General features: G+C 40.9%; 23 protein-coding genes and 1 other annotated feature (1 of these 24 cut by a window edge). Of the genes, 19 read left to right on the plus strand and 4 right to left on the minus strand.

Annotated elements, in window-relative coordinates; all coding sequences use genetic code 11:
- Positions 1-132 (plus strand) — a binding site (T-box leader) (it extends 66 nt beyond the left edge of the window).
- 60 nt (positions 133-192) lie between these two features.
- The 6 genes from cysS to ACYSNO_RS09100 all read left to right on the plus strand — a co-directional run bounded on the left by cysS (position 193) and on the right by ACYSNO_RS09100 (position 4,469).
- Positions 193-1,602 (plus strand): cysteine--tRNA ligase, encoded by a 1,410-nt coding sequence (gene cysS, locus ACYSNO_RS09075; RefSeq protein ID WP_461730760.1) that lies wholly within the window; start codon positions 193-195, stop codon positions 1,600-1,602.
- Positions 1,599-2,012: a Mini-ribonuclease 3 gene (locus ACYSNO_RS09080; protein WP_461730761.1), complete on the plus strand. Its 414-nt coding sequence runs from the start codon at positions 1,599-1,601 to the stop codon at positions 2,010-2,012. Before cysS ends, ACYSNO_RS09080 begins: the two co-directional genes overlap by 4 nt.
- The gene (gene rlmB, locus ACYSNO_RS09085) at positions 2,005-2,853 is read left to right on the plus strand and encodes a 23S rRNA (guanosine(2251)-2'-O)-methyltransferase RlmB (protein ID WP_461730762.1); all 849 of its coding nucleotides are present in this window, start codon (positions 2,005-2,007) and stop codon (positions 2,851-2,853) included. Before ACYSNO_RS09080 ends, rlmB begins: the two co-directional genes overlap by 8 nt.
- Entirely contained in the window at positions 2,850-3,383 is a 534-nt protein-coding gene (locus ACYSNO_RS09090; protein WP_461730763.1) for an NYN domain-containing protein, read from the plus strand. Before rlmB ends, ACYSNO_RS09090 begins: the two co-directional genes overlap by 4 nt.
- 114 nt (positions 3,384-3,497) lie before the next feature.
- The gene (locus ACYSNO_RS09095) at positions 3,498-4,118 is read left to right on the plus strand and encodes a sigma-70 family RNA polymerase sigma factor (protein ID WP_461730764.1); all 621 of its coding nucleotides are present in this window, start codon (positions 3,498-3,500) and stop codon (positions 4,116-4,118) included.
- Positions 4,119-4,223: 105 nt separating this feature from the next.
- Positions 4,224-4,469 carry a Veg family protein gene (locus ACYSNO_RS09100; RefSeq protein ID WP_461730765.1) on the plus strand — a complete coding sequence of 82 codons (246 nt, stop codon included), beginning with the start codon at positions 4,224-4,226 and terminating at the stop codon, positions 4,467-4,469.
- A 49-nt stretch (positions 4,470-4,518) separates the two neighbouring features.
- Here the strand turns inward: ACYSNO_RS09100 and mscL are convergent, their stop codons facing one another.
- A complete protein-coding gene (mscL, locus tag ACYSNO_RS09105; protein ID WP_461730766.1) occupies positions 4,519-4,935 on the minus strand; it encodes a large conductance mechanosensitive channel protein MscL in 417 nt (138 codons plus the stop codon).
- Positions 4,936-5,229: 294 nt separating this feature from the next.
- Between mscL and yfmF the strand changes: the two genes are divergently transcribed.
- The 7 genes from yfmF to rny all read left to right on the plus strand — a co-directional run bounded on the left by yfmF (position 5,230) and on the right by rny (position 13,906).
- A complete protein-coding gene (gene yfmF / locus ACYSNO_RS09110) occupies positions 5,230-6,498 on the plus strand; it encodes an EF-P 5-aminopentanol modification-associated protein YfmF (protein ID WP_461730767.1) in 1,269 nt (422 codons plus the stop codon).
- The gene (gene yfmH / locus ACYSNO_RS09115; protein WP_461730768.1) at positions 6,491-7,792 is read left to right on the plus strand and encodes an EF-P 5-aminopentanol modification-associated protein YfmH; all 1,302 of its coding nucleotides are present in this window, start codon (positions 6,491-6,493) and stop codon (positions 7,790-7,792) included. Before yfmF ends, yfmH begins: the two co-directional genes overlap by 8 nt.
- Before the next feature lie 98 nt (positions 7,793-7,890).
- Entirely contained in the window at positions 7,891-8,784 is an 894-nt protein-coding gene (locus ACYSNO_RS09120; protein ID WP_461730769.1) for a helix-turn-helix domain-containing protein, read from the plus strand.
- A gap of 37 nt (positions 8,785-8,821) precedes the next feature.
- Positions 8,822-9,400, plus strand: coding sequence for a CDP-diacylglycerol--glycerol-3-phosphate 3-phosphatidyltransferase (pgsA, locus tag ACYSNO_RS09125; RefSeq protein WP_461730770.1), 579 nt, complete (start codon positions 8,822-8,824; stop codon positions 9,398-9,400).
- Between the two features lie 102 nt (positions 9,401-9,502).
- On the plus strand, positions 9,503-10,750 hold the full coding sequence (locus ACYSNO_RS09130; protein WP_461730771.1) for a competence/damage-inducible protein A: 1,248 nt from the start codon (positions 9,503-9,505) through the stop codon (positions 10,748-10,750).
- A gap of 136 nt (positions 10,751-10,886) precedes the next feature.
- Positions 10,887-11,936 (plus strand): recombinase RecA, encoded by a 1,050-nt coding sequence (gene recA, locus ACYSNO_RS09135; RefSeq protein WP_461730772.1) that lies wholly within the window; start codon positions 10,887-10,889, stop codon positions 11,934-11,936.
- 404 nt (positions 11,937-12,340) lie between these two features.
- Positions 12,341-13,906: a ribonuclease Y gene (gene rny / locus ACYSNO_RS09140; RefSeq protein ID WP_461730773.1), complete on the plus strand. Its 1,566-nt coding sequence runs from the start codon at positions 12,341-12,343 to the stop codon at positions 13,904-13,906.
- Between the two features lie 54 nt (positions 13,907-13,960).
- Here rny and treR read toward each other — a convergent pair whose 3' ends face one another.
- The 3 genes from treR to ACYSNO_RS09155 are packed head-to-tail and all read right to left on the minus strand — an operon-like array spanning position 13,961 to position 18,053.
- Positions 13,961-14,677, minus strand: coding sequence for a trehalose operon repressor (treR, locus tag ACYSNO_RS09145; protein ID WP_461730774.1), 717 nt, complete (start codon positions 14,675-14,677; stop codon positions 13,961-13,963).
- Between the two features lie 59 nt (positions 14,678-14,736).
- Positions 14,737-15,387 (minus strand): beta-phosphoglucomutase, encoded by a 651-nt coding sequence (gene pgmB / locus ACYSNO_RS09150; protein WP_461730775.1) that lies wholly within the window; start codon positions 15,385-15,387, stop codon positions 14,737-14,739.
- Positions 15,384-18,053: a glycoside hydrolase family 65 protein gene (locus ACYSNO_RS09155; protein ID WP_461730810.1), complete on the minus strand. Its 2,670-nt coding sequence runs from the start codon at positions 18,051-18,053 to the stop codon at positions 15,384-15,386. Before ACYSNO_RS09155 ends, pgmB begins: the two co-directional genes overlap by 4 nt.
- Positions 18,054-18,184: 131 nt before the next feature.
- Here ACYSNO_RS09155 and treP point away from each other — a divergent pair, with 131 nt between their 5' ends.
- The 6 genes from treP (at position 18,185) to purR (ending at position 24,811) form a co-directional block, all read left to right on the plus strand.
- A complete protein-coding gene (gene treP / locus ACYSNO_RS09160) occupies positions 18,185-20,161 on the plus strand; it encodes a PTS system trehalose-specific EIIBC component (RefSeq protein ID WP_461730776.1) in 1,977 nt (658 codons plus the stop codon).
- A gap of 242 nt (positions 20,162-20,403) precedes the next feature.
- A complete protein-coding gene (gene ispE / locus ACYSNO_RS09165; RefSeq protein ID WP_461730777.1) occupies positions 20,404-21,261 on the plus strand; it encodes a 4-(cytidine 5'-diphospho)-2-C-methyl-D-erythritol kinase in 858 nt (285 codons plus the stop codon).
- A gap of 145 nt (positions 21,262-21,406) precedes the next feature.
- Positions 21,407-22,333 (plus strand): metal ABC transporter substrate-binding protein, encoded by a 927-nt coding sequence (locus ACYSNO_RS09170; protein ID WP_461730778.1) that lies wholly within the window; start codon positions 21,407-21,409, stop codon positions 22,331-22,333.
- 10 nt (positions 22,334-22,343) lie between these two features.
- On the plus strand, positions 22,344-23,024 hold the full coding sequence (locus ACYSNO_RS09175) for a metal ABC transporter ATP-binding protein (protein ID WP_461730779.1): 681 nt from the start codon (positions 22,344-22,346) through the stop codon (positions 23,022-23,024).
- Positions 22,997-23,824 (plus strand): metal ABC transporter permease, encoded by an 828-nt coding sequence (locus ACYSNO_RS09180; protein WP_461730780.1) that lies wholly within the window; start codon positions 22,997-22,999, stop codon positions 23,822-23,824. Before ACYSNO_RS09175 ends, ACYSNO_RS09180 begins: the two co-directional genes overlap by 28 nt.
- 156 nt (positions 23,825-23,980) lie before the next feature.
- A complete protein-coding gene (purR, locus tag ACYSNO_RS09185) occupies positions 23,981-24,811 on the plus strand; it encodes a pur operon repressor (RefSeq protein WP_461730781.1) in 831 nt (276 codons plus the stop codon).
- Positions 24,812-24,940 lie beyond the last annotated feature (129 nt).

Here is a 24,940-nt window from a genome sequence, read left to right on the forward strand (position 1 = left end):
ATTAAAAAGGTGAGAGAAATGCCCCTGGGAGTGGCTTTGTCAAAGCAAAGACGGGAAATTGCACGTTACGCAAATCAAGGCAGAGGTCATTCTGCGAAAAAAAGTGGAACCACGCAAGCAAGCGTCTTTTAAATAAGGGAACTTATTTGAAAGGCGCTTTTTATTTGGAAAAAGAGAAAGGAAGTGGCGAAGATGATACGCATTTACAATACCTTTAGTCGTCAAAAAGAAGCATTTCATCCGATTGAAGCAGGAAAGGTCCGGATGTATGTCTGTGGGCCAACCGTTTATAATTATATTCATATTGGCAATGGCCGGAGCACAGTGGCCTTTGATACGATTCGTCGCTATTTAGAATATCGTGGGTATGAAGTTGACTATGTTTCAAATTTTACAGATGTGGATGATAAAATTATTCGCGTCGCCAAAGAGTTAGGAAAAACAGCCCCAGAGGTAGCAGAAAAATTTATTGCGGCGTTCAATGAAGATACAGCTGCCTTGCAAGTGAAACCGGCATGTGCACAACCGAGAGTGATGGATCATATTCCTGAAATTATCGCATTTATTCAAGTCTTAATCGAAAAAGGCTATGCTTATGCAGTCGCTGGCGATGTGTACTACCGGACTCGCAAATTTAAGGATTATGGGAAGTTAAGCGCACAATCGATTGATGAATTGGAGATTGGAGCGAGCCAGCGAACAGGCCAAGAGCAAGAAGTAAAAGAAGATCCCCTTGATTTTGCTTTATGGAAAGGGACAAACGATGGTGGCATTACTTGGGATTCTCCATGGGGCGCCGGTCGCCCGGGCTGGCATATCGAATGTTCTGTGATGGTCAATCAACATTTTGGTGATACGATTGATATCCATGGTGGTGGACAAGATTTGGAGTTTCCACATCACGAAAATGAAATTGCACAAAGTGAAGCAAAAACAGGAAAAACCTTTGCAAACTATTGGATGCACAATGGTTTTGTCACGATCGGTGAAATCGATGAAAAAATGAGCAAATCGTTGGGAAACTTTGTGACCGTTCATGAAATGGTACAAGCACATGATCCGCAAGTTCTACGCTTCTTTTTAGCCTCAACCCATTATCGCCGGCCCTTGCGTTTTAGCGAGACGACTTTCCAAGAGGCGGAAACCAATTTGGGACGTTTGCGGATTGCAGATGAGAACGCCACTTTTCGCTTAAAGGATGCGCAAGCTTCCTTAGCAGAGGATGCCGAACGTTTAGCAGATTGGCAAACACTCGTTACGGCTTTTATTCGTGAAATGGATGATGATTTTAACGCAGCAAATGGTATCACGGTCATTTATGAAATGGCAAAAAAAATCAATGTCTACAGCCAAGAAAAAATAGTTTCAAAAGCAGTTTTAGAGCAGATGCTAGCAGACTATCGAGAATTGCTTAGTATTTTTGGGATCTATTTCCAACAATCGCTCGTCGATACAGAAATTGAAGCCTTAATCGCTGAACGCAATCAAGCCAGAAAAGAGAAGAACTTTGCACGCAGTGATGAAATTCGTGATTTATTTAAAGAACAGGGGATTGTGTTAGAAGATACCCCACAAGGAACCCGATGGAGAAGAGAAAAATGAGAGATTATCGCCAATTAAATGGTCTAGCCCTAGCTTATGTAGGAGATGCAGTTTATGAGACATATATTCGTCAACATTTAGTCGCAACCGGTCAAACGCGACCAAGCCAACTGCATCGTTTAGCGACATATTATGTTTCGGCGAAAGCGCAAGCGATGCTCATTGAAAAAATGTTAGACGAAAAGATATTAAATGAAGAAGAAGAAAGTTTTTACCGCCGAGGACGAAATAGTAAAAGTCAAACGAGCGCCAAAAATACGGAAATAAAAACTTACCGCATGTCAACGGGTTTTGAAGCAGTGATGGGGTACTTGCACCTTACGCAGCAAGAAGACCGAGTCCAGACATTGGTTCAATGGTGCATCCAACAAGTAGAAGAAAAGAAAGAAGGGACCAGAGACGATGAATAATCGCAAAAAACAGCTGACTCCTAAAAAATCACGGTCATTTGAGAAGCAGGGGACTTTTAAGAAAAAAGAAAAACGATCGGAGCGTCAACGAGAATCTACCGCAGAAGAAGTCGCTGAAAATTTTGTTTTTGGCCATCATGGCGTGATTGAGGCGTTAAAAGGTGGACGTGGCAATAAGTTGTTTCTTTTAGAAGATGCTCGTGGAGAGAAGATTGAACAACTCAAAGATTTGGCTCAAACCTTTTCCGTGCCCGTCAAGTGGGTACCAAAACAAAAATTAGACACGATGACACAAAGTGCCGTCCATCAAGGCGTCGTCTTAGCAATTACCCCTTATGAATACGCGACTTTAAAAACATTGCTTGAAAAGAAAACGGAACAATCGTTTTATCTTATTTTAGATGGTCTAGAAGATCCTCATAATTTTGGTTCGATTTTACGAACGGCAGATGCCAGTGGGGTTGATGGGGTGATTATTCCGAAACATCGTTCAGTGGGGATCACGCCTGTCGTTGTTAAAACGTCGACAGGGGCTGTTGAACACATACCCGTTGCAAGAGTCACAAATCTAAGCCAAGCCATTGCAGAGCTAAAAGAAGCAGGTTTTTGGGTCTTTGGGACGGATATGCAAGGCACTTCCTACGATAAGTGGAATACGCAAGGTGCGGTGGCATTAATCATTGGAAATGAAGGACGCGGCATGAGTGAAGGTTTGAAAAAAGAAGTCGATGAAATGCTAACGATCCCGATGACTGGACACGTACAAAGCTTAAATGCTTCAGTTGCGGCAAGTCTATTAATGTATGAAGTTTTCCGTCAAAGAGGCTTCGGTGAACAATGAAAAAACAACTGCTGCTTGTCGATGGCTATAATATGATTGGCTTTTGGCCGGAATTAGTTCGCTTAAAAAATCAAGATCGTTTAGAAGATGCCAGGGATTTGCTACTCAAGCGCTTATCGAGTTATGCGAAATACGAAGGCGTTGAAGTGATTGTTGTCTTTGATGCCCAACTTGTTCCAGGAGTCACACAAAGCTATCGTCAGCACCATTTAGAAGTCATTTTTACAGAAGAAGGGACCACAGCAGACACCTATATTGAAAAAGTGGCAGGAGAACGCAATACACTCTTAACACAAGTGACAGTTGCGACCAGTGACTTAGCAGAGCAATGGGTCATCTTTTCGCAAGGAGCCTTGCGTACTTCTGCCAGAGAGCTCCACAAGCTACTTGAAAAAAATGATAAAAATATTGAAAATCATCAAAAAGAGTTGAAATTTACGAATTTTCGCCGCAATTCGCCTTGGGATACCGAGCAATTAGCGCAACTCAGTCAAAAATTAACGGAACTCAGTCAAAAAAAAGAACCTTAAAAAAACACCTTCAAAATGGCAGTGGGGTACGCGAAGTATCCGTACGATTTTGAGGGTGTTTTTGGCGAGAGCAATGATACGCGATACCACCATAACCAAAAAGTGACCGACTAAATGAGAAAAATTACACAAGAAACATGTTACCCTCTGTTTAAAATCAAACGAAAAGAGGCGTTCATCTTGCAAACAACCTTAATTTTAGCCGCGAAAAAAGGCGATGAGTGTGCATTGGAACAATTGTATCGTCAGTATCGACCACTGATTTATAGTTTACGCAAAAAATACTTCTTGCGTGATCTAGACGAACAGGACTGGTTTCAAGAAGGTTTTATTATTTTCTATGATTGCATTCAAGCCTATGAAATCAATTATGGTGTTTCCTTAGGTGCCTTGTTTAAGCGTTCCTTTGAAAATCGGATTCGGAGTTTAATTCGTCGGGAGTTCGCCTATAAGCGAAAAAGTAATGTTGGTGCGGTTTCTTTTGAACAAACAATTGCTGAAGGATTAGAAGATTTATGTCGCTATACCAGTCATACGGAAGACCCTTTGCAACAACTCTTATTAGAGGAGACATTGCTTGAAAGCCAAAGCCAACTTTCCCCACTAGAAATGAAAGCGTTGTATTTAGGCGTGTTAAAAATTGAGGGCGCTGTTTTTGAGGAAGACCCTTCAATGGTGAGTGCTTACAACCGTTCACGTCGAAAAATGACCAATTATTTTTATAATCAGACATAAAATGAAAAAAATATCATGAAATTCTAATTGTAATAGAAAAGATTTTGTGATAAACTTGTAATTTTCTAGAAAACGTGTTACAATAACACCTGTGAGGTGAAGGTAATGCCAACAACTTTAGCAACGATTAAGCAAGACTTAGAAGGTCGAATCGGAAGTCAGATTATGCTTGTGGCCCAAACGGGACGTAAGCGTCAGACCGAAAGACGTGGAATATTAACAGAAACTTATCCTTCGGTTTTCGTAGTGGATTTAGATCCAGAAGAAAACTCGTTTGAAAGAGTCTCTTACAGTTACTCAGACGTGTTAACAAAAACTGTCGAAATTGAGTTTGTCGGAGACGTTATTTAAGGATAAATAAAAAGCAGGAACGAAGGAGGCATCCTTCATTCTTGCTTTTTTATTTAGGTTGTTCTTTTAATAAATCACGAATTTCTTTGAGGTAATCTTCCGCAGTTGGTTCAGGTTCTTCTTCAATGACTGGTTTTTGAGTCAAACTTTTCGCATGGTTGATTGACTTCACGACAAGGAATAAAACAAATCCCGTAATTAAGAAAGTAATAATCGCACTAATAATGGCGCTGAAATCAAACGTGACACCGTTAACTTGCACTTTGAAAATTCGCAATGCATCGTCCATGCTTTCACCTTTTTTCATAAACAGTGAAATGAACAATTCGATGAGGGGGGTAATGAGATGATCAACAAGATTGGTAACAATCGCAGTAAATGCCCCACCGATGACTACTCCGATGGCGAGATCTAACGCATCGCCTTTTACAATAAATTCTTTAAATTCTTGACGAAACTTTTTCATTTGAACACTCCTTCCATTCTAATCTACCCTAATTATAACGAGTTATGAAAAAAAGCAAAAGAGAAAGCACTTGAATCGATGAACGGAGCGAAAAAAACATGGGGAGCAAGCTGTCAACGAAGGAATGGCTGACGGCAAGACAACCCTTTTAGAGGATGATTGAATGCTCTTTTTTTCGAATCGCAACGATCAAACCTTTGTTTTCAGAATGACATCTTACCAGACAGCTTCAAATTATCCTATGTTATAATACAAAGCAGTAGTATTTTATTTAAAATTAAAGGAGTCTTGTTCATGACGATAGCAATTCAACCGGGAATTTCACTAACCGTGATTCCAACCGAAAAATTTAAAACGATTCGTCTTTTTGTCCGATTTTCGACCAATCATACGCAGAAAAAGGCAACGAGTCGCACACTTTTAACGAGTTTACTTGAAACGAATAGTTTAAATTATCCAACGCAGACAGATTTAAGTGGAAAGCTCGCTGATTTATACGGTGCTAGTTTTGGCTTAAATGTAGGAAAACGAGGGGCTTTGCACCAGGTGAATCTTTCCATGACTGTTGTCAATGGAAAATACATCCAGCATGAGGAAGTTTTTGCTGAAGGCATTCAATTTTTAAAAGAAATTCTTTTTTATCCAAACATTCGGGATGGAAAATTTGATGAAGAAACTTTCCAACTAGAAAAGAATAACTTGATTGCCTACTTAGAAAGCATGGAAGAAGACAAACAAACCTTGGCTTCTTTAAAGTTACAAGAACTTTATTTTAAAGAAGGATCGGCACAGCAGACGCCAAGTTTTGGCGAGGTTTCGACTTTACGGACACTAAAATCCGAGGATTTAGTGGAAGCGTATCGAGAAATGATGGAGGAAGATCAAATTGATCTTTTTGTGGTTGGTGATATTTGTCAAGAAGTTGTTGAACAAGAAATCGCGAAATTACCTTTTGCTACGACCGAACGTCAGAAACCAGCGATTTTTTATCATCAACCCTTGACCCATGTTGTAAAAGAAGAGACGCGTTTGGAAGACGTGTTACAGGCAAAATTAAATTTAGCCTATGCGACCAATATTTATTATGATGATGACAAGCGCTATCCGTTGATGGTTTTCAATGGTTTGTTTGGTGGATTCCCTCATTCAAAATTGTTTATGAACGTTCGAGAAAAGGCGAGTCTGGCCTATTATGCTTCGAGTAGTGTCGATACGTTTCGAGGCATGCTGACCGTACAGACGGGAATTGATGGGAAGAATTATCAAGCGACCAAAACATTAATTGAAGAACAATTGGTTGCTTTATGCCGAGGAGAAATCAGTACTGAGGAATTAGAAAAAACCAAGGCGATGTTAAAAAACCAATTTTTATTATCTTTGGATCAACCGCAAGCGTTAATAGAAACCAAATACCTCGCTCACTGGCTGCCAAAAACGAAACAAAGTCGCGAGGCCTTTCTAGAGAAAATAATGAAAGTGACAAAAGAAGAAGTGCAAGCTGTTGCGCAACAGGTGATTTTAGAAGCCGTCTTCTTTTTAGATGGGGAACAAATACATGAATAAAAAAAGATATGAAGAAATTAATGAAACACTTTACGAAGAAGTATTACCGAATGGCTTAAAAGTTTACTTGCTGCCTAAAAAAGATTTCCATAAAACATATGGTTTATTTAGTACAAATTATGGCTCTATCGATCAGACCTTTGGTTACGCAGGCGAGGCGAAGCGTACGGTCCCTGATGGCATCGCGCATTTTTTAGAACACAAACTATTCGAAAAAGAAGCGGGCGATATTTTTCAAAAGTTTGGTGAACAAGGTGCGTCTGCGAATGCCTTTACGAGTTTTACGCGGACAAGTTATTTGTTTTCCGCTACCGATCGAATTCAAGAAAATCTGTTAACGTTACTTGATTTTGTTCAAGAGCCGTATTTTACCCCTGAGACGGTTGAAAAAGAAAAAGGGATTATTGGACAAGAAATTCAAATGTATCAAGATGATCCTAGTTGGCGTCAATTTTTTGGTATTTTGAATAACTTGTATCCAAAACATCCTTTACATATTGATATTGCAGGGACTGTCGAAAGTATCGATCAAATCACAGCGGACGATTTGTATCATTGCTACCAGACTTTTTACCACCCGAGTAATATGACTTTATTTGTCGTAGGTGACATGGATCCAGAACAAATGATGACTTGGATCAAAGACAATCAAGCAACGAAAAAATTTGAAGCCATCCGTGAGATTGAACGTGAATTTCCACATGAAACACTCGCAGAAATTGTCCCCTACGCAGCAATCCAAATGCCTGTGACCCGTCCAAAAGCAGTGTTAGGTCTACGAGGATTTCAAGGCAATTTACCCAAAACGCCAAAAGAACAATTGGTTTTTCGGACAGGGATACAATTCTTGTTACAGATGCTTTTAGGAAACACCAGTCAAAACTACTTAACTTTATACCAAGAAGGCGTGATTGATGATACTTTTGGCTTCGAGTTTGTGTTTGACCGTGGCTTCCACTTTGCGGATTTTTCGACTGATACAACGAATCCAACCCGCTTTATTGAGCGAATCAAAGCGATTCTCTTGAATTTTGAACAGGATTCTGAAGTCTCGCAAGCCAACTTTACGTTATTAAAGAAAAAAATGTTGGGTAAATATTTCCAATCGTTGAATTCCTTGGAATACATTGCCAATCAATTTACGCAAGATTTATTTGATGAGTACACGTTATTTGACTTGCCGCACCTTATTCAAACGCTGACTTTAGAAGATTGTTTCGCTGCAGGTCGCTTATTCATCCAAGAAGAGGCATTTAGTCGTTTTGATTTAGAGCCGCTCAAAAAAGAAAATTAAATTTTTGTGTTGGTTCAAGAAAAGCTCTTTATTAATGAGGGTTTTATGGTATTCTAAATAAAGTTAAATTTACGTAATAGACTGGAGAAGATAGACGAGTGGGCAACGAAATATTAATTGGCGATTACCTTCGACAAGCTCGATTAAACAAAAATATAAATCTAGATGAATTGCAACAAAAAACAAAAATTCAAAAACGTTATTTAGAAGCCATCGAAAAAGGTTCTTTTGATTTATTACCAGGTGATTATTATGTTCGAACCTTTATTCGTCAATATGCAACGGTTGTTGGGGTAGATGGCAATCGTCTAGTAGCCATTTATGATGGGGAGTCTTCTTTTGGTGCGCCATTACCCAAAAGAGAAAAACCTGTGAGTGTCGAAGGAAGTCGTGTGACAAGTACTGTAAAGAAGAAAAATTGGCTCGATTATTTACCGACCATTTTGATGGGCTTAATTGCAACGATGATTTTGGTCATCGTTGGTTATTTTACCTTACAAAATAAACCAGAAAATCCGATGATTGATGTGGCGTCGTCGATTGACGTGCATCAAAAATCAGAGACGCAACCAAGTACGACAAGTCAAGAAACATCAGCGACAACGACTTCCACAAGTGAAGCAACGAGTGCTTCAAGCCAAGAAGAAAAACCAATGGTCATGAAAACGACGCATTTAAATGCGCAAGATACAATCGTGGAAGTGACGGAAGCAAAAGAGCCATTAAAACTGGACTTTACAGCACTAGATGGCCGTTGTTGGGTCGGTGTCATGGTAAATGGTGCTTACTTATTGCAACAAACCTTAGAACCTGGAGACAAACAAAGCATCGCTTTACCAAAAGGAACGGAAGAAGTCGCAATTGTTTTAGGTGCGAGTGCCAATGTGGACCTGACGCTCAATGAAGAGTTGCTGCCATTTAAAGAAGGAGACATGCCTCTTTTACAGAAGAATATCACCTTAAAATTGGCTGCTGCAACAACAAACGAATGATACCTTTGATGGTGAGAAAAAGAGAGGAGAACGAAAATTGAATTTACCAAATCAATTAACGCTCTTGCGAATCTTAATGATTCCAATTTTTGTACTTATTTTAGTTTTACCCCTAGACTGGGGAACCTTGGCGATGGCTGATGTCCAACTGCCCGTGACACACTTAGTTGCAGCGCTACTTTTTGCGGTTGCAAGCGTGACGGATTGGTTGGACGGTTACATTGCGCGTGCGCAAAATCTCGTCACCAATTTTGGGAAGTTCGCGGATCCTTTAGCAGATAAAATGTTAGTGATGACAGCATTTGTTTTACTCGTAGATCTTGGAAAAGTACCGGGATGGCTCGTTGCGATTATTATTTGTCGTGAGCTAGCAGTGACGGGTCTGCGACTGTTGCTAGTCGAAGACGGTGAAGTGATGGCTGCGGCTTGGCCTGGAAAAGTGAAAACAGCAACCCAGATGTTAGCCATTATTTTGTTGTTTTTGCAGAACGTACCGTTTTCGTTGATCAGCTTACCGGTCGATCAAATCATGCTGTATGTCTGTCTCATTGCTACGGTGTATTCAGGTGTTGACTACTTTGTAAAAAACACCGCTGTTTTTAAAGGTTCAATGTAAATGATTGAAACAGGAAAAGTACGTCGTCGTATTTTTCCTGTTTTTGGCTTTCTAAAAAAAACAATCAGAAAAAGTAGTACTTTAAGATGAGGAGCGAACAGGATGAAGGCAGAAATTATTGCAGTAGGAACAGAAATTTTACTTGGTCAAATCGTCAATACAAATGCAGCATTTTTAGCTCGGGAGCTGGCTGATTTAGGGTTTGATGTTTACCATCAAAGTGTCGTCGGAGATAACGGCGGACGCCTAGCCGATGCCTTGCGACAAGGAGAGACGCGGAGTGATTTAATTGTTTTATGTGGCGGCTTGGGTCCAACACCGGATGACTTAACGAAGCAAGTCACAGCAGCTCATGTCGGCGCTACGCTAATTCAAGATGAAGCTGGGTATCAAAAGTTACAGTATTTTTTTTCAAAACGCCCCACACCCATGACCGAAAATAATTTATTACAAGTACAAACTTTTCAGCAAGGACAGACCTTACAAAATCCAACCGGTTTAGCCGTTGGTATTTTTTATACGGATCCAAGGACGCAAGTACATTATTTATTGTTACCTGGACCGCCGAAAGAATTGGCGCCCATGTTTCAACAAGTGGCGCGCCCCCTCCTACAAGCGCTCTTTCCGCCGAAAGAACGGCTTTACTCACGCGTATTGCGTTTTTATGGGATTGGCGAGTCCCGTTTAGTTACCGAACTTGCCGATTTGATTGAAGAACAAACCAATCCAACGATTGCCCCTTACGCAAAACCAAGCGAGGTTACTTTACGTTTAAGCGCGAAAGCAAGTGACGAAAGAAAAAGTCAGGAACTACTCGATCAACTAGAAGAAACCATCCAAGAACGAGTGGGCGCTTTCTTTTATGGCTATGGGGAAGAAAACGATTTGGCAACCGTGGTTGTGGAGCAGTTAAAAGCCCAAGGGAAGACATTGACTGCTGCCGAGAGTTTAACAGCTGGTCAATTTCAAAGTCAATTAGGTAAAATTCCTGGTGTATCCGCCGTTTTTCCTGGTGGTTTTGTCACCTACTCGCTGCAAACAAAACGTGATTTTTTACAAATTGATTCTTCTTTACTTGAAACGTATGGCACCGTCAGCCAAGAATGTGTGGAAGCGATGGCACGTCAAAGCTTAAAACTGGCGCAGACGGATTATAGTCTGGCCTTTACTGGTGTTGCTGGACCAGAGAGGCTCGAAGGTCAAGAAGTCGGAACGGTTTGGATTGCTCTAGCAACGAAGGGCGCGGGGGTTCAAAGTCAGTCTTATCACTTTGCAAATCATCGAGAAGCGATTCGTTATCATGCCGTTATGGCGGGTTTTGGGCTCCTTTATCAAAATTTAAAGAAATGATGCGAATGTTTGTTCGGTTTTTCTTGCTTTTTAAAAGTAAAACAGCTATGATGGAGGTAGAAAATAAAAGCTTTTGATCAGAGATTAAAGGAACCGTTCGTCACTTCACCGGACGGACATAAGGAGGATTCATTACGTGGCAGACGATCGTAAAGCAGCCTTAGATGCTGCACTTAAAAAAATAGAAAAAAACTTTGGGAAAGGCTCTATTATGAGACTAGGGGAAAAAGCAGACCAACGCATTTCCACGGTACCGAGTGGTTCGCTCGCACTAGACGTTGCTTTAGGCGTGGGCGGGTATCCTCGTGGTCGGATTGTGGAAGTCTACGGACCTGAGAGCTCGGGTAAGACAACGGTTGCACTTCATGCAGTGGCTGAAGTCCAAAAAAATGGCGGAACTGCTGCTTTCATTGATGCCGAGCATGCTCTTGATCCACAATATGCCGAAAAGTTAGGCGTGAATATTGATGAGTTACTGTTATCACAGCCAGATACAGGAGAGCAAGGGCTAGAAATTGCTGACGCACTTGTTTCTAGTGGTGCCGTGGACATTTTAGTTATCGACTCGGTTGCAGCCTTAGTACCACGAGCAGAGATTGATGGAGAAATGGGGGACGCCCATGTCGGCTTACAAGCTCGTCTTATGTCGCAAGCCTTAAGAAAACTTTCAGGAACGATTAACAAAACGAAAACCATTGCTTTGTTCATCAACCAAATTCGCGAAAAAGTAGGCGTGATGTTTGGTAACCCTGAGATTACTCCTGGTGGTCGCGCGTTGAAATTCTATGCGACGATTCGTTTAGAAGTACGCCGTGCAGAACAATTAAAATCAGGGACGGATATTATTGGTAACCGAACAAAAATTAAGATTGTTAAAAATAAAGTGGCGCCGCCATTTAAAATTGCTGAAGTGGATATCATGTATGGCGAAGGGATTTCCCAAGTGGGGGAACTCTTAGACATGGCAGCTGAAAAGGATATTATTGATAAAAGCGGTGCTTGGTATTCATATAAAGGCGATCGTATTGGGCAAGGACGTGAGAATGTGAAAAATCACATGCTAGCCCATCCAGAAATGATTGCAGAGGTCTTGACTCGCGTTCGGGATGCCTATGGAATTGGTACCGGTGAAACCCTAGAAGCAGAAGAATCGGTAGAAGAAATCGAGTTAGAGAAGAAAAAATAGTCATTTTGATGGCTGCCGGGCTGTTTGTTTACGAAGAACAGGTGGTAAACCTCATTGAGTACTCGCAAGTATATCAAACCAAAAGACTGGACTTTTGTTCCAGTCTTTTTTTTATCACTCAAAGTGAAGGATCATTGCTTTTCAAAAGAAGGTTGCTGCCAGCAAATCAAAAGAAAACCTTTTCAAAGTGTACAATCCTTAACGAAAAAAAGAGGAGAAACGAGACGTATCCAAGAAGAATCAGCTTTTTTAAGTTGACACTTCCTAGGATAAACATTAGAATAAAATTGTGTATTCGATACACAGATGCAAGTAGGCATCTTGATAATTGATTGATTTTGGTTTTTATCAAAAAACTACAAGAAGTTTAAAAATAAAAAAGATAGTATGGAGGTGATTCATCAATGATAATCAACATTCTCCTCGCTATCATCGGTTTAGTTGTCGGTCTTGGCTTAGGGTTAATGTACGCGAACAAAGAAAAAGCGCGTCGGGAACAAGAGTTATTAGTTGCGAATAAGACAGCAGAAGCAATTGTCGTGACCGCCGAACGAGATGCAGAAACCTTAAAAAAAGAAGCGTTACTAGAAGCTAAAGAAGAAAATCAGAAGTACCGTTCAGAAATTGAAAGCGAGTTGAAAGAAAGCAGACTAGAATTAAAATCACAAGAAAATCGCTTATTACAAAAAGAACAATTACTTGATCGTAAAGATGATTCTTTAGATAAACGTGAACAATCACTTGGTAGTAAAGAAACAAAATTGAGTGACCAGCAACAATTAATTGAAGAGCGAGAAAAGCAAGTCGAAGCACTCATTGAAGAACAAAAAGGCGAACTGGCCAAAATCGCCGCGTTATCAAAAGAAGAAGCAAAAGAAATAATTATGCAAGAAACAGAAAAAGAACTTAGCCATGAACTCACATTAATGGTGAAAGAATCCGAGCAAAAAGCAAAAGAAGAAGCTGATCGAAAAGCGAAAAACTTACTTTCGCTCGCGATTCAACGTAGTGCCGCCGATCAAGTTTCAGAGACGACGGTATCAGTCGTTACCTTACCAAACGATGAGATGAAAGGGCGCATTATCGGACGAGAAGGAAGAAACATCCGGACATTAGAAACCTTAACCGGAATTGACCTCATTATTGACGATACACCAGAAGCAGTCGTTTTATCTGGTTTTGACCCTATTCGTCGTGAAATTGCTCGAATGACGTTAGAAAAATTGATTCAAGATGGTCGAATCCATCCTGCGCGGATTGAAGAGATGGTTGAAAAATCACGAAAAGAAATGGACGAACGCATTCGTGAATATGGTGAACAAGCAGCCTTTGAAGTTGGCGCGCATACGCTACATCCAGATTTAATTAAAATCATTGGTCGTTTACGTTTCCGAACAAGTTATGGCCAAAACGTATTAAAACATTCAATCGAAGTGGCGAAATTAACAGGTGTCTTAGCTGCAGAGTTAGGTGAAGACGTTGCGCTCGCGAAACGAGCAGGTTTATTGCACGATATTGGAAAAGCGCTTGACCATGAAGTGGAAGGATCACATGTTCAAATCGGTGCAGAGCTAGCTGCGAAGTACAAGGAAAATAAAACAGTCATTAATGCGATCGCTTCTCACCACGGAGATACAGAAGCAACTTCTATCATCTCTGTTTTAGTTGCGGCTGCGGATGCATTGTCTGCTGCTAGACCAGGTGCTCGGAGTGAATCCTTGGAAAACTATATCAAACGACTTCAAAACTTAGAGAGTATCTCGAATAGTTTTGCTGGTGTCGATTACAGTTTTGCAGTTCAAGCCGGTCGAGAAGTACGAGTAATGGTGAAACCAACTGAAATTACTGATTTGGATGCGGTTCGCTTAGTTCGCGATATCCGTAAAAAAATCGAAGATGAACTTGATTATCCTGGAAATATTAAAGTAACAGTAATTCGTGAAACACGAGCAACGGATTACGCGAAATAAACCAGTCAAAAAGAGCTGCGACATTTTTGTCGTAGCTCTTTTTTTAACGCATGCTTATACTTTTTTTCGTCGAGCAAAATCGACAAATCGAAATTTGTCTAAGCGATGGATGGATTCGGTATATTCAAAGCAACGAGTATCAGCTAAAGAAACTAGGCTTCGAATGACGACGACGTGCGTATCGTTTGGTAGCAAATCCATTTGTTCTCGAACCTCTGGTGTCACAGGTTCGACCACGATTTCCTTTTGTGCATAGGCAATTTCAAGTCCAAGTATCTCCTCAAAGTAACGGTAGATGGACTGTTCGGCTTCCTTTTTCGGCAACTCAGGTATAATGCTAGTCAATAGAAAATCGGTATCCAAAATCACCACTTCGCCATCAATCTCTCGTTGGCGAACCAAGTGCCATACTTCCGCCTCAAGTGGCCACTCCGTTTGTTCATGTAACTTTTGAGAAACTTGTGTTTTCTCAAGTGTAACGACAGTCGTTTTGTTTGCAATTTTTTGCGTATCTTGGAGTTCTTTAAAGCTAGTCAAGCCGGAAATAGGCAAGTCAAAGCGATTAATGTCTAAAACAATGGAGCCTTTCCCTTGTTTTTTTTGGATATAACCGGCATTTTTTAATAAATTTAAGGCTTTACGAATCGTCTCTCGTGAAACGCCATAAATTTCGATTAATTGTTTTTCGCTAGGCAATAAAGTATGAGGTGGGTATTTTTTGGTCAAAATCTTTTGTTCAAGGTCTAAAAAAATTTCTTTAAATTTATTCATTTGAGGTCCCCTTCCTGGCATGTTGATTATATCAGAGGGAGAAAAGAGAATGCAAATGACTATAGCGCTAAGAGTTCGTCGATTGTCAGCTCATCTAAGCGCTGAACGAGTTGATCGGCTCCCAAGAGCGGTTCGCTAGACTGCACACCAATTGCATACATTCCCGCGGCCTTGATGCTCGTGATACCGGCTTGTGCGTCTTCAAAGCCAATTGCTTCTTCAGGCGCAATTTGTAATAATTCTGCTGCCTTTAAGAAAATTTCAGGGTCAGGTTTTCCTTTTTTCAATGTGGATGGGTCGACAATCACTTGAAAATCATTTATGACTTGAAGTTTTTCTAAAATAAAGGGTGCATTTTTCGAAGCGGAGGCGATGGCGCAAGGAATATTATGCGCGTGCGCTTTTGCTAAAAAAGGTTGGACTCCAGCGAATAAATCATTTGGTCCAAGGGATTGCAACCGAGCAACGTAGTTCGTGTTTTTTTTGTGTGCTAGGGCTACTTTTTCTTCGGTGGTAAAGGCTTTCTCCATCCCACCATAAGCTAAAATTCGTTCCAAAGAATCCATTCGACTAATGCCTTTTAATTGCTCATTAAAAGTTAAATCAATTTCAATACCAATCGAGTGGGCAATTTCTTTCCAGGCTTGATAATGAAAAATCGCAGTATCCGTAATGACGCCATCTAAATCAAAAATAAATCCCTTTTTCATCGAATCGCTTCCCCTTCATAGGTGATGGTTGTTGTAACGTTTTGTTGGAGGCTGATTTCTTGTTGGAAAACGCGACAAGAACAATCTTGACTACTTGTGATGCTTAACATTGTTGAAGTAACATGCACATGAAAATCAATTTTTCGCCAAGTAAATGAAAAAGTCAGCTCTTCCCAAAGTTTCGGTAAGTGGGGGCGAAAGATAGGCTTTTCTTGCCGTAAGTCTAAGCCAGCAAAAGTACTGAAAGTCGTTGCCAAAGTCGCAGCCATTACGCCGGCATGAATGCCTTCCGCTGTTGTTCCACCTTGGATGTCACGATAGTCTGAATAGAGGGCTTCTTGATAGAGCTGCCAAGCCAGTTCTTCTTTTCCAACTATGGCCGCTAGCTGGGCATGAACGATGCGTGAAAGAGTTGAGCCGTGAGTGGTTCGTGCCAAGTAGTAGTTAAGATTTTTCTCGACGTAGTTTTCTGGCATAGGGTAATTCAAATCATACAAAATTTGATCGACTTGCTCTTTGGCAAAATTATAGAAAATCATCAGCGTATCTGCCTGTTTTGCAACTTGATAATCGTCTGCATTTAGTCCCTCAGCATTTAAAATTCGATCCATTCGATAAATATTGCCATATTTTTCCCGGTAAGCAGCCCAATCTAATTCTTTTAAAGAAAAATAACCCGCATGCTGTGCAATGATCCCCTCGTCATTTATTTCTAAATACAATTGGTGTTTCATTTGGCCAATGTCTTGAAGGAAGGTTTCTGGGACTTTTATTTTAGTCAAAATCGTTTGAAAACTTTGGGAATCGAAAGTTGTTTGCAAATTCGCAATTGCTTCAAAGAGCCAAACGACCATCATATTGGTATAAGCGTTATCTTTGAGGCCGCCCGTTGTCTGATTCGGGTCGTTTTCATGGAACTCGTCTGGCCCCATGACACCTTCAATCGAATAGCGTCCATCTGCTGGGCGATAAGTTGCCGCGCTTTGCCAAAAATGAGCAATTTCAAGGAGCATTTCCAAGCCGTAGTCATTCATAAATGCTAAATCTTGGGTTTGTTGCCAATATTGCCAAACATTGTAAGCAATCGCTAAAGAGACGTGACGTTGCAACTGACTGTGGTCCGCTTTCCATTGGCCGCTTACCGGATTGAGATGGATTTTTTGTGATTGTTCGGAACCATCGAGACCAGATTGCCAAGGAAACATGGCACCTGCATAGCCTGCTGCTCGGGCATTGCGCTTGGCTTGTGGTAGCCGGCGATAACGATAAAGGAGCAATTCTCTGGCTGTTTCAGGAAAATGAGCCAGATAAAAGGGAAGAATGAAGAGTTCGTCCCAAAAAATATGACCACGATAAGCTTCTCCATGGAGTCCACGTGCCGTGACACTGGCGTCGAGTCCTCGATTGCCATTAGGGGAGGCAGAGACAAGCAAGTGATAGGTATGCAGGTTTAACAGTTTCTGCGACATGAGGTCTCCTTGAATACGAATGCCTGCTTGATGCCATAATTTTTTCCATTCTTTCACAGAAGCCTGATAGGCCGTCTCGAATGAAGGGTAGTCTGTTTTCCAAGTAAAAGGTGGTATGGTGGTTTCCTCTCGATATTGAGTAATCTCCACAACTTTTTCAAAGGAGTAACTCTGGTTTTGTTCAACTGTAAGTGGCAGCCGTTGTTGGATGGCAGTCGCTGTTTGGTTGATTTTTAAGTTGTCGAGCGAAAGCGTCGGACTTCGTAACACACCTTGTTGTTGAATGGTAATTTTTGATGCCTTGGTTCGCGTCGTTAAGGCAAAAGCGTTTTGCTTTGTATCAAGCATTAAGAGATCTAAGTGTCGATTCGTTAATGCCCGGTAACGTGCCACATTGTAGTTGTATACTTCACTTGTCATTTCAGAAAGAACTTGAATATCACCCGAAAAATTTAAGGGAGTAATCGTATAACGTAGATGAACTTGATTGACCTCCTTCATACTGACAAAACGCTGCGTATGAAGTGCTAGTTGCTTGCCTGACTTGAGTTGGACAGTCGCCCAACTTTGAAAAAGACCGGTTCGTAAATCAAGTGTGCGTGTCAGCTCAACTACTTGTTTTTTCGTCATCGTGATTTTTTCACCGTCGACGAAAAGCGTCATTGTTTGTAAGTTGGGTAAATTGACCAAGTCTTCATTGGTTACGATTTCGCCACTAATTTTTGATTCCGCTGTATTGTACAGGCTTGCGCTATACGTTCCAGGATAATGGTCGTCTCCAATTTCCATTTCTGGCGTCGTTCCTCGGACACCTAAAAAACCATTTCCAACGGTTAATAACGATTCAATCGCATATTCATCTTTTCCCGGGAGATAGCCTTCATAGGTGAGTTTCCAAGGAATTTCTTGACTTTTTTTCTCCCAGTCGGCTGCTGTACCAATGATAAAGGGGCGATTGAGTGTTTCCGTTAAATATTGGTCAAGTAAAAAAATGTTTTCCTCTTTTTCAAAAGTGATTTTTTCAGTCAAACATCCTCCAGCTAATTGTTGGCTTTCAAGCCAAGCAACGAGCGAATCAATCGCATCAATCTCGAATGCCTTTTTTGTCCCGTCTGTTAAGCGAATCTGCCAATGAGTCTGTGTAGGGGTGAGTAGCATCAGCGTCATTTTATCCTCTCCTTTAACTTGTCTATACATGTATAGTAAGTGAAAAAACATAAAAAGACAAGTAAAGTTATCCCTTGAAATAAAACGCTTGCAAAAAATTAAGAAAGCGTTTATGATGAAAATGTAGCAAACATGTATATACAATTAAGGAGGAGAAGAACATGGGAAAATACCAAGCAGATGTGGAACGGTTATTAGCATATGTTGGTGGTAAGGATAACATTGCAGCAGTCACCCATTGTGCCACGCGTATGCGCTTTGTTTTAAACGATCCATCAAAGGCTGATGAAAAGGCCATCGAGGATTTGGCGAGCGTAAAGGGGATGTTTACCAATGCGGGTCAATTTCAAGTGATTATCGGCAATGATGTTTCAACTTTTTACAATGAATTCACAGCATTTTCAGGTATCGAAGGTGTCTCGAAAGAACAAGGGAAAGTTTTAGCTAAACAAAATCAAAATCCCTTACAACGAGCAATCGCTGTTTTAGCAGAAATTTTTACTCCGATTATTCCAGCCATTATTGTAGGAGGACTTATTCTAGGTTTTCGAAATATTTTAGGTGAAATTGATTTTGGTGGAGCAACGATTGTATCTCGTTCCGTCTTTTGGCATGGGGTTAATGAATTTCTATGGTTGCCAGGAGAAGCCATTTTCCACTTTCTCCCTGTAGGGATTACTTGGAGTATCACGCGTAAGATGGGGACAACGCAAATTTTAGGGATTGTTTTAGGTCTGACCCTTGTTTCACCACAATTACTGAATGCGTATGCGGTGGGTGGTACCGCTGCTGGCGATATTCCATTTTGGGATTTTGGTTTGTTCCAACTCGACAAAATCGGTTACCAAGCACAGGTTATCCCGGCAATGCTGGCCGGTTTCTTACTTGCTTATTTAGAAATTTATTTTAGAAAGCGGATACCAGAAGCGGTTTCGATGATTTTTGTACCACTCTTTTCTTTATTACCGACCATTATTGTTGCTCACGCAGTTTTAGGACCGATTGGTTGGTGGTTAGGCGATCTCATTTCAACTGTTGTAAACGCAGGATTAACGTCTTCTGTAAGTTGGTTATTTAGTTTTATTTTTGGAATGTTGTATTCGCCACTTGTGATTACTGGTTTGCACCATATGACGAATGCCATTGATATTCAATTAAGTGCTACTTATGGGACAACGAACCTCTGGCCAATGATTGCTTTATCGAATATTGCTCAAGGTTCCGCAGTACTTGCTGTGATTTTGTTACACCGTGGCAATACAAAAGAAGAGCAAGTTTCCATCCCTTCGATGATTTCAGCGTATTTAGGCGTTACCGAGCCAGCAATGTTTGGGATTAACTTAAAGTACGTTTATCCGTTTGTGGCCGCAATGATTGGCTCTGGTTTTGCGAGTATGTTTAGTAACTTAATGGGGGTGCGCGCCAATTCAATTGGTGTCGGTGGCTTACCAGGAATTTTAGCAATTAATCCAAAAGAAGGCGGCGGTTGGATTGCCTTTATTGTTGCAATGGCGATTGCCGTAGCGATTCCGTTTATCCTAACGATTATTTTCCAAAAGCAAGGGATTTTTAATAAAAATGATTTAGGTGAAATGGCAGTTGCAACGACTGCTGGCGTGGTTGTTCCTGAGAAGACTGTCGAAGAAATGGCCATAAGTACAGAAAAAGAAATTCGTAAAGAACTGTTATTTGCACCAAGTAATGGCAGTGTTGTGCCGATTGAGGAGGTCGCAGATCCAGTCTTCTCACAAAAAATAATGGGTGATGGTTTTGCACTTCGACCAACGACAGGGGCCGTCTATGCTCCGGTTAAGGGAAAAGTGTTGAGTATTTTTGAAACGAAACATGCCATTGGACTACTGACTCCGAGTGGTGCTGAAATTTTAGTTCATATGGGTCTAGATACCGTTGATTTAAAAGGTGGCCCTTTTAATGTTCAGGTAACAGTCGGTCAAGAAGTTACCCCCGAAACCTTGCTTGCAGAAATGGATTTAGCAAAAGTCCTCGCTGCTGGAAAGGCAACGGATATCATTGTGGCCATGACAAATAGCGAAAAAATGGACCATCTAATTTTGACTAAGGCAGGGGATGTTCAAGCGCAGCAGCCAATTGGCGAGGTTTTTGTATATCAAAATTAAGGCATGAGTGAAATGGCTATCCCACCCAAGGAGCCCTCGATACACAGACTGGTGTATTCGTCGAGGGCACAAAGGAGATTCCAATAGATTTGTATAGAAAAAAGGGCGATGTGCAGTGAGGCAAGCCCTTTTTTTCTGTTCTCTTTTCGACCATATTAAGAATTCCCATAATTGAAGGAACTATACAGTTTTTTTCTACTATGATAGAATGAACCAAATGATTTGAAGTGATAGGTGATGAAATGGAGATTATAGAAAAGGCACCAGCGAAAATCAACTTAGGTCTAGATGTTTTATACAAACGGGAAAGTGATGGCTATCATCAACTCGAAATGGTGATGTCTAGTGTCGATTTAGCCGATCGCTTAACATTGGAAGAAATTCCAGAAGATAAAATTTTAATCGAAACCAATAAAGCTTTTCTTCCCATTGATAAACGTAATAATGTTTATCAAGCGGCTGCAATTTTAAAGGAACGGTATGGTATTACTCAAGGATTGAAAATCGTCATTGAGAAAAAAATTCCTGTGGCAGCGGGCTTAGGTGGCGGTAGTTCGGATTGTGCTGCTGCTTTACGTGGGATGAATCGCTTGTGGAACCTGAACCTTTCAATGGAGGAATTGATCACCATTGGGGTTGAAATAGGAACGGATGTCCCCTATTGTCTCCACGGAACGACCGCCTTTATTACTGGTAAAGGAGAAATTGTTCAGCCGTTAGTGCCAATGCCCCAATGTTGGGTGGTTTTGGTTAAACCAAGAATTAGTGTGTCTACGCGCAAAATTTTCCAACAAGTAAAAGAGGTGGAGGCTTTAACCCATCCCGATATGACTCGTTTATCGCAAGCGATTCTTGCGCAAGATTATGAAGAGATGTTACGTTATATGGGCAATAGTTTAGAAGGCGTAACCATCCCTAAATATCCGGTCGTTCAACAAATCAAAGATCGCATGATGAAGTATGGTGCAGATATCGCTTTGATGAGTGGGAGCGGGCCAACGGTCTTTGCCCTATGCAAACAGCATTCGCGCGCGCAACGAATTTATAACGGCTTAAAAGGTTTTTGTGACGAAGTATATTTAGTCCGAACACTCAAATAATCTTCCCGTGAAGAAAAGAAAGAATGCGAAGCAAGAAAAAGCATTCTTTTTTTCTTGACGAATTTTTCTTTTTTTGGTAAATTAGTTTTCACGTGGTAATCGGAATCATTCCGATTTACGAATAAGAAAGAAAACGAGGACCAAAATGAAAAAGAAAATCATTTGGTTGAGTCTTGGGTTAAGCCTCTTCTTTTTGGCGAGTTGTGGACAAGTCAAACAAAAAGAAGCCGGAAAAATTCAAGTACTTGCCACTTTTTATCCGATGTACGAATTTACAAAAGCGGTCGTTGGCGACGTAGGTGACGTGGAGTGGTTAATTCCGGCGGGTACAGAACCGCATGATTATGAGCCCAGTGCGAAAGATCTTGCAAAGATGAGTGAAGCCGATGCAATTGTTTATAATAGTGATGTTTTTGAAACCTGGATGTCAAATGTGACGCCTCAATTGGATTTAGAACAAACAACAGTTATCGAGGCGAGCCAAGCGATTGAATTGCTACCGGTTGACGAGGAAGATGGGCATGGTCATGTAGACTCAGACCATCAACACAGTCAAGACCCGCATGTTTGGTTGGATCCAGTATTAGCCATGGCACAAGTGGAGCAAATTCAAACCGCACTTAGCGCACGTTACCCGGAACATGCAGCGACCTTTCTTGCACAAAGTCAAGCATATATAGATCAGTTACAAGCACTGGATCAAGCGTATCAAGCAGCTTTTCAAACAGCCAAAAACCGATCCTTTGTCACACAACACGGTGCATTTGCTTACTTGGCGAAACGCTATCACTTAACGCAAGAAGCGATTGCAGGACTTTCAGCAGAAGAAGAACCTTCTCCCCGCCGTTTAGCGGAACTAAAAGCGTATGTCATAGACAATCAGATTCAAGTGATTTACTTTGAAGAAAATGCGTCAGGTAAAGTGGCACAGACACTCGCAAAAGAAACTGGAGTGGAACTGGCTGAACTCTCAGTGATTGAAAGTTTAACGAAAGAGCAGCTGACCGCTGATGTGAGCTATCTTTCTTTGATGGAAGAAAACCTCATTGCATTGCAACGAAGTATTCGTTAGGAGGAAAATCATGCGTTACATTGACGTCAAACAATTGACATTTTATTATGACGAAGAACCCGTATTGATGGATGTGAACTACCACGTCGACGAAGGTGAATTTGTCATTTTAACAGGGGAAAATGGGGCGGCCAAGTCAACTTTGGTTCGTTCAACACTCGGTTTATTAAAACCAGCTAAGGGTGAAATTACTTTAGCCAAAAAAAATGGACAAGGCGAGCGCTTGAGCATTGGCTATATACCACAACAAATTGCTTCTTTTAATGCAGGATTTCCAAGTACAGTCTTGGAACTTGTACGCTCCGGGCGCTATCCTCGTGATCGTTGGTTTAAAAAATTAACACATCGTGACCAAGAACATGTGAAAAAGGCGCTTGAATCGGTGGGGATGTGGGAAATGCGTCATAAGCGGATTGGTGAATTGTCTGGTGGTCAAAAACAACGGATTAGCCTAGCGCGAATGTTTGCTTCAGACCCAGATTTGCTCGTCTTAGATGAACCAACGACGGGGATGGATGAACAATCTCGACGTGAATTTTATCGATTACTACGCCACAGTGCACATCAACACCACAAGGCAATTTTGATGATTACACACGATCATGAAGATATAAAAGAGTTTGCCGATCGACAAATTCGTCTTGTACGAAAGGAGGATACCCCATGGCGTTGCTTTCATATGAGTTCATGAGAAGAGCCTTTATGGCAGCCATTTTAATTGCCGGTATTGCACCCATTCTCGGTGTCTTCTTAGTCATTCGTCGCCAATCTTTAATGGCGGATACCCTTTCGCACGTCTCATTGGCAGGCGTGGCTTTAGGTTTTTTCTTACAGTTAAATCCAACGGTTACGACGATGTTGATTGTTATCGTTGCGGCAATTATTTTAGAATATTTACGGAGTGTTTATAAAAGTTATTCTGAAATTTCGATTGCCATCTTAATGTCAGGTGGCTTGGCCCTTGCTTTAATTTTAATGAAATTAAGTGAAGGATCTTCAGCGATGAGCATGCAAGCCTATTTATTTGGTTCCATCGTGACCATTACTCAAGGTCAGGTATATTTGCTTGCAGGATTATTTTTCGTGACCTTATTGGCTTTGCTTTTATTTAAACGTCCTATGTATGTCCTAACCTTTGATGAAGAAACTGCTCACGTGGATGGCTTGCCAGTCCGCACGATGTCGATTGTATTTAATGTTTTAACTGGTGTAGCGATTGCGGTGATGATTCCAATTGCAGGCGCGTTGTTAATTTCAGCAATCATGGTTTTACCAGCTGCGATTAGTATGCGTTTAGGTAAAAGTTTTCATTTGGTGTTATTGCTAAGTGTTGCGACGGGGTTGATTGGGATGTTAAGTGGGTTAACGACCTCCTTTTATCTAGATACGCCTCCGGGTGCAACCATTACGTTAATTTTTATTCTTTTATTTTTATTGACGAATCTTTTTAGACGTGGCCTTTCTTTTTATCGACGAAAAAAAAGAGCCTAAAGGAAGAATCAACTTGAAAAACGAAGGTTTTCAAGTTGATTCTTCTTGTTGTTCAGTAATTACGAACAATATTTTTAAAAAGTAGGGAAAATACTCGAAAAAAAGAAAGAAAAACGATATAATAGACAAGAAGAAAACATAGAGGAGTTGAATTTTGTGAAAATTCGTCGTAGTGAACGATTAATTGATATGACCCATTACTTATTGGACAATCCCCATAAATTAATTTCGTTAACTTATTTTGCCAACCGTTACGCATCGGCTAAGTCGTCTATTAGTGAAGATTTAGCGATTGTTAAAAAGACGTTTCAATCAAGAGGAACGGGAGAATTAAATACGATTCCAGGTGCTGCAGGAGGCGTGATTTTTACACCAATGATGTTAGAGGCAGATGCGAGAGCCTATATTGCCGAATTAGCTGAACGCTTATCGGAGCAAGACCGCCTATTACCAGGAGGCTATGTGTATTTGTCAGATTTACTTGGAGATCCCAGTTTGTTGCGTCAAATTGGCCGAATTATTGCTTCAAAATACATCGGAAAAGAAATTGACGCCGTTATGACCGTTGCAACAAAAGGTGTACCCATCGCACAGGCAGTTTCGTATTACTTAAACGTGCCGTTTGTGATCGTGCGTCGTGATTCAAAAATCACGGAAGGATCAACGGTTAGTGTGAATTATGTTTCAGGGTCGTCTGAACGCATTGAAAAGATGGAATTATCGAAACGTAGCTTAAAACGTGGTTCACGCGTCTTAGTGGTCGACGATTTCATGAAAGGCGGCGGTACCATTAACGGAATGCAAAGTCTAATTGAAGAATTTGAGGCGGAATTGGTTGGAGTGACCGTTTTAGCAGAAGGAAACTTTAAAGGGAAGCGCGCAATCGCTGATTATAACTCCTTGCTTTTTGTGGAATCTGTTGATACCCAAACGAAAACGATCAAAGTCGTACCAGGAAATTACTTTGACGATGTAGCTAAAGCATAATATAATGAAAAGAAGTTGTGTGCCAAGTGCCGCAACTTCTTTTTTAAATGAAGGAGTCAAAAATCCGCATTAGAAAACCTGCAGACTTTTTAATGAAAGGGTTTTACTGACGGGCTTCAAGCATTTTGG

The sequence above is a fragment of the Enterococcus sp. LJL98 genome (assembly GCF_054871745.1).

What these genes read in the sequence shown, in the direction of transcription:
- ACYSNO_RS09100 (WP_461730765.1), top strand. Translation starts at nt 4,224, where the DNA reads ATGCCAACAACTTTAGCAACGATTAAGCAAGACTTAGAAGGTCGAATC.
- ACYSNO_RS09180 (WP_461730780.1), top strand. Translation starts at nt 22,997, where the DNA reads ATGGCGTTGCTTTCATATGAGTTCATGAGAAGAGCCTTTATGGCAGCC.
- ACYSNO_RS09130 (WP_461730771.1), top strand. Translation starts at nt 9,503, where the DNA reads ATGAAGGCAGAAATTATTGCAGTAGGAACAGAAATTTTACTTGGTCAA.
- pgmB (WP_461730775.1), bottom strand. Translation starts at nt 15,387, where the DNA reads ATGAAAAAGGGATTTATTTTTGATTTAGATGGCGTCATTACGGATACT.
- cysS (WP_461730760.1), top strand. Translation starts at nt 193, where the DNA reads ATGATACGCATTTACAATACCTTTAGTCGTCAAAAAGAAGCATTTCAT.
- yfmH (WP_461730768.1), top strand. Translation starts at nt 6,491, where the DNA reads ATGAATAAAAAAAGATATGAAGAAATTAATGAAACACTTTACGAAGAA.
- ACYSNO_RS09170 (WP_461730778.1), top strand. Translation starts at nt 21,407, where the DNA reads ATGAAAAAGAAAATCATTTGGTTGAGTCTTGGGTTAAGCCTCTTCTTT.
- mscL (WP_461730766.1), bottom strand. Translation starts at nt 4,935, where the DNA reads ATGAAAAAGTTTCGTCAAGAATTTAAAGAATTTATTGTAAAAGGCGAT.
- rny (WP_461730773.1), top strand. Translation starts at nt 12,341, where the DNA reads ATGATAATCAACATTCTCCTCGCTATCATCGGTTTAGTTGTCGGTCTT.
- ispE (WP_461730777.1), top strand. Translation starts at nt 20,404, where the DNA reads ATGGAGATTATAGAAAAGGCACCAGCGAAAATCAACTTAGGTCTAGAT.
- yfmF (WP_461730767.1), top strand. Translation starts at nt 5,230, where the DNA reads ATGACGATAGCAATTCAACCGGGAATTTCACTAACCGTGATTCCAACC.
- ACYSNO_RS09155 (WP_461730810.1), bottom strand. Translation starts at nt 18,053, where the DNA reads ATGTATAGACAAGTTAAAGGAGAGGATAAAATGACGCTGATGCTACTC.
- rlmB (WP_461730762.1), top strand. Translation starts at nt 2,005, where the DNA reads ATGAATAATCGCAAAAAACAGCTGACTCCTAAAAAATCACGGTCATTT.
- ACYSNO_RS09095 (WP_461730764.1), top strand. Translation starts at nt 3,498, where the DNA reads ATGAGAAAAATTACACAAGAAACATGTTACCCTCTGTTTAAAATCAAA.
- treP (WP_461730776.1), top strand. Translation starts at nt 18,185, where the DNA reads ATGGGAAAATACCAAGCAGATGTGGAACGGTTATTAGCATATGTTGGT.
- ACYSNO_RS09090 (WP_461730763.1), top strand. Translation starts at nt 2,850, where the DNA reads ATGAAAAAACAACTGCTGCTTGTCGATGGCTATAATATGATTGGCTTT.
- ACYSNO_RS09080 (WP_461730761.1), top strand. Translation starts at nt 1,599, where the DNA reads ATGAGAGATTATCGCCAATTAAATGGTCTAGCCCTAGCTTATGTAGGA.
- treR (WP_461730774.1), bottom strand. Translation starts at nt 14,677, where the DNA reads ATGAATAAATTTAAAGAAATTTTTTTAGACCTTGAACAAAAGATTTTG.
- ACYSNO_RS09175 (WP_461730779.1), top strand. Translation starts at nt 22,344, where the DNA reads ATGCGTTACATTGACGTCAAACAATTGACATTTTATTATGACGAAGAA.